Source organism: Haliea sp. E1-2-M8 (assembly GCF_030649675.1).
GTDB lineage: Bacteria > Pseudomonadota > Gammaproteobacteria > Pseudomonadales > Halieaceae > Haliea.
Map to the genome: position 1 here is coordinate 1 of NZ_JAUTDR010000059.1, position 3631 is coordinate 3631.

The window sequence follows — 3631 nt, forward strand, 5'->3', positions numbered from 1 at the left end:
ACGCCTGCGGCGGAGGAATACTGGACCACTACGTCCAAATCGCCATCACCATCTACATCCAGCGGTCTGTGCGCCATCCCACTTGGCGGCAGGCCAATGTCAACCATTTGGTTGTTGCGAATGGTGTAGATGAACTTCGCACCGGTGTAGCCTCCGCCGTAGGTAGCGATATAGGTCGAGGCGTCCAGGTCATAAATACGCAGCCTGTGGAACCGATCATCGGCAGCCGCTACCCTGGCAACCACCTCTCGGGGTGCCCCTTCTGGCAGCGTTGCCGCTTGTGTCTGCCACGCGAATCCATGACCGGATAGATTGATGCCCGTCAACACAGCGCCCAGCGGCCACCGGCCGTTGCGACTGCGATATGTCTCTACATCGAGGTATTCGTCACCATTCGCATCTATGATCCGTCCGTTGGATTTGGCCACACGGTGATCCTTGGAAAATGTCCACGTACCGTCACCGTTGTTCAGCAGACTGGCGGCATCGCCCGACTCATCCCCCGTGTGCAGAATATCTACATAACCATTGTTGTTCACGTCCAGCAACCAGGGGCGGTTTTCAGACGGACGAGTGATACTGTCGTCTGGCGGGGTCGGGGAAATATCGGTGTAGCTCCCGTCCGCATTACGCTTGAACAGGAAACCGCTGCCATAGCCGTGGAACACGAAGTAGGCGTAGGAGCCCGACGGGTCAGACCACGTGTTAGCGCCCCATAGCCAGGTACTCTGTCCGGCAGCAACAGCTTCTTGCTTGTGGGCTTCCAGCACCGCCCCGATGCCAACGTCAGCACCGTCAACAAACTGAAAGCTCAGGTCTGCCCGACACACGCCGGGCATGAGCAGCAGGATGGCAAGAACCTTTCGCATCGTCTGTCCTCTAGGGTTGGACCCTACAAAAATGTCTGCCGTACAGTATAGACGTCTCGGGCGTTCAGGGTCAGCTGCACCCATTCGAATTGCGCTGCGGCACCAGGTTCTGGAATAGACCGTCATACTTGGCTGCCATGCTGTCCAGCGAAAAGCTGGCCTGTACGCGGTGCAAACCTGCTTCACCGAAAGCCGAGGTCCGCTTTGGTGCCTGCAACAGGCAGTCCATGGCAGCCGCGAGAGCGTCGGCATCGCGAGGTTCAACCAGCAGGCCCGTCTGCCCGTCGACTATGATGTCCTTTATACCGCCAACCGCCGTAGCCACCACCGCCTTGCGACAAGCCCCCGCTTCGACGAACACCAGGCCAAAGCCCTCCTCTATCGAGGGTTGTACGAAAAACTCACATATATTCAGCCACTCCGGGACATTGTGCACCTGTCCCAGCAGCCTGACATGCTCCGCCAGGTTCAGTCTGCCAACCAGATCGTTCAGACGCCGGTAATCTCCCGCGGATCCATCCCCTGCTATCACCAACAGGGCATCGGGCCACCGCTCCCTGATCCGCGCCATCGCAGCAATAGTGACATCATGCCCCTTGATCGGACCCAGATGGCCTACTGAAAGCAATACCCTCTTCCGCTCAACACCCAGCTTCTGCTTCACGGGTTCAATACAGTCAGGGTCAAATGCCTGACAGGATGCGAGATCAACTCCGCCATGGACCAGAGTTATTCGGCTACTGGGGATACCCAGTTGGGATGTCATCAACTGCATACGATCGCGGGAAATCGCCACGGCAGCGGTCAATAGTCGGGCAAAGGTGCGCAGCCTGCAACTGGGCTGGAAGTATGCGAGCTCCGATCGGTGGTAAGTGCCCACTATCGGTATACCCGACAGTTTTGCGGCAATTCCGCCATAGAAGTAGGAGGATTCACAATGGGCGTGAATCAGAGCCACTTGCTCCGCCCGGAGCAGTCGCACGAGGCGATAGATGTAGAGCAGGTCCAACCCCGGGCGCTTCTGCAATGACAACCACTCCGCGCCACCCGAATAGCCCGCTTTTACCCACGGTGCCGGCTCAGCCATCGACAGCACCTTGACGGACCACCCTGACCGACAGAGACCCGTGGCGGTATCCAGTATGCGTTTGGTGCGCCCGCCTTTTTCAAGGGTTTGGACCAATTCCAGAACTGTAGTCACCAAGATGTGCTCACCGTAATCCAGCCTCTTCAACTTGCCTCTGTTACGCTATGAATTATGCCAAAACCCATTACACTAAGCGAAGAATCAACAGGACCGGATACAACAAACATTATGCTGGTGAGTCGTGCCAAACGGTATCTGTACAACAGAATTAAAGACCAATTGGCCCAGCTTGGCTTTATCAAAGTCGAGAGTGACCTTGAATTCTTGTTCACCAGCAGCGGTGGCCTGTATCTGTATCAACAGGGAATCATCACGCGGCTGTTGAGAGGCAACTATTTTGGGATTACTCGCCTGCCCGATGATCAGTTCATTGCCATGAAGTACGTGCAGAACGGAACCAGGGATGAACGCAGTACCGCTGAGTTGTTTTACCTTTCCGGTAAACTTGTCGTTAACTCCAGTCCGTTCGAATTTCGGGACCAGGACGACAGGCTGCGCGTGCCGGTACGAGTTCACCAAATACTTTTCCACGAAGGATTCATCTGGCTAACCAATACAAGACAAAATCTCATCTGGAAATGTGATCTTACGGGAAAAATTGTCAAGGAATGGTGCTATACAGAGTCGTTCGACTACGACCCGGACACCACAAGTACCGATGCTGTGAGAACCAAGGCACGCGCCAGCGCCAATTATCACCATTTCAATTCCATCACTTTCCACAAGGAGCACATGTACTTGCTGGCCCACAACTCTGCGGGACTCGACAAGTCAAAAGATAGCTTTTATCTAAAGCTCGACCACGACTTCAATATAGTGGATCGAGTAGAAGGCGTAGGCAACGCTTGTCACAATCTGGTTGAGTGTGACGATGATTTCTACATCTGCGACTCGGGAAACGCGAGGATTGTTCACCCCAAATACCCGGATGTCCATCTTGGCTACTTTGCGCGAGGGATGATCAAGGTGAACAATTGTTTGATTGTAGGCGGGACCACGATCACTGACGCCCCTGAAATGCGTGGCAGGGGCGACAGCCGGATTTTCTTCGTACCAGTCGGCGCGAGCAAACCCATTCAGTCGTTCTCGCTGGGTAGAACCGGCGATATTCACGATATCATGCTGCTGGAACGATGAAATCAGACAGACAATGAAAAATCCATTTAGTGTTTTTGGATCAGTACTGTCGTCTCAGGGTCTCCTCACCATGTAATCACACTGTGGAACCCGTCAGATACGGGCTGCACTTTAGCCTCCGCGTCGCTCACATACGGGGCTCGGTCGTCATCCGCACTGGGCTTCTCAAAGCCGAACTCAGCAGCACGGGAGTCAAAGACGTCTCTGATACGCAGCTCTTCCCAACTGGGATCCCACTCTACGGTGCGTTTCCACAATTGGCCTACGGCGGACGTCAGGTCCATCTCAACACGCAGCAGCTCCCCCTCTTTCGTCCAGGTAAGCGTACTAACGCTATAACGAATGTTCTCTGCGGAAGGAAACCTGATCACGTTCTGGGCCGACACGTCCTGCGCAATACCACCGCGGGTCCAGGGTGAATCACTGGTCGTCTGCCACCGCCCACGAGCCCACACCGCGTAGGCGCCCTGGTCCTCTT

The 3631-nt window shown here is 55.1% G+C and carries 4 protein-coding genes; 1 reads left to right on the plus strand and 3 read right to left on the minus strand.

Annotated elements, in window-relative coordinates; genetic code table 11:
- A partial coding sequence (locus Q6D67_RS21415; protein ID WP_304707860.1) for a VCBS repeat-containing protein occupies nt 1-869 on the minus strand: 869 nt, incomplete at its 3' end.
- Nucleotides 870-939: 70 nt separating this feature from the next.
- Entirely contained in the window at nt 940-2070 is a 1131-nt protein-coding gene (locus Q6D67_RS21420) for a glycosyltransferase family 4 protein (RefSeq protein WP_304707866.1), read from the minus strand.
- A gap of 57 nt (nt 2071-2127) precedes the next feature.
- Between Q6D67_RS21420 and Q6D67_RS21425 the strand changes: the two genes are divergently transcribed.
- Nucleotides 2128-3153: a hypothetical protein gene (locus Q6D67_RS21425; RefSeq protein ID WP_304707862.1), complete on the plus strand. Its 1026-nt coding sequence runs from the start codon at nt 2128-2130 to the stop codon at nt 3151-3153.
- Nucleotides 3154-3218: 65 nt separating this feature from the next.
- Here the strand turns inward: Q6D67_RS21425 and Q6D67_RS21430 are convergent.
- Nucleotides 3219-3631, minus strand: a 413-nt coding sequence (locus tag Q6D67_RS21430) for a hypothetical protein (RefSeq protein WP_304707864.1), incomplete at its 5' end; no start/stop codon positions are given.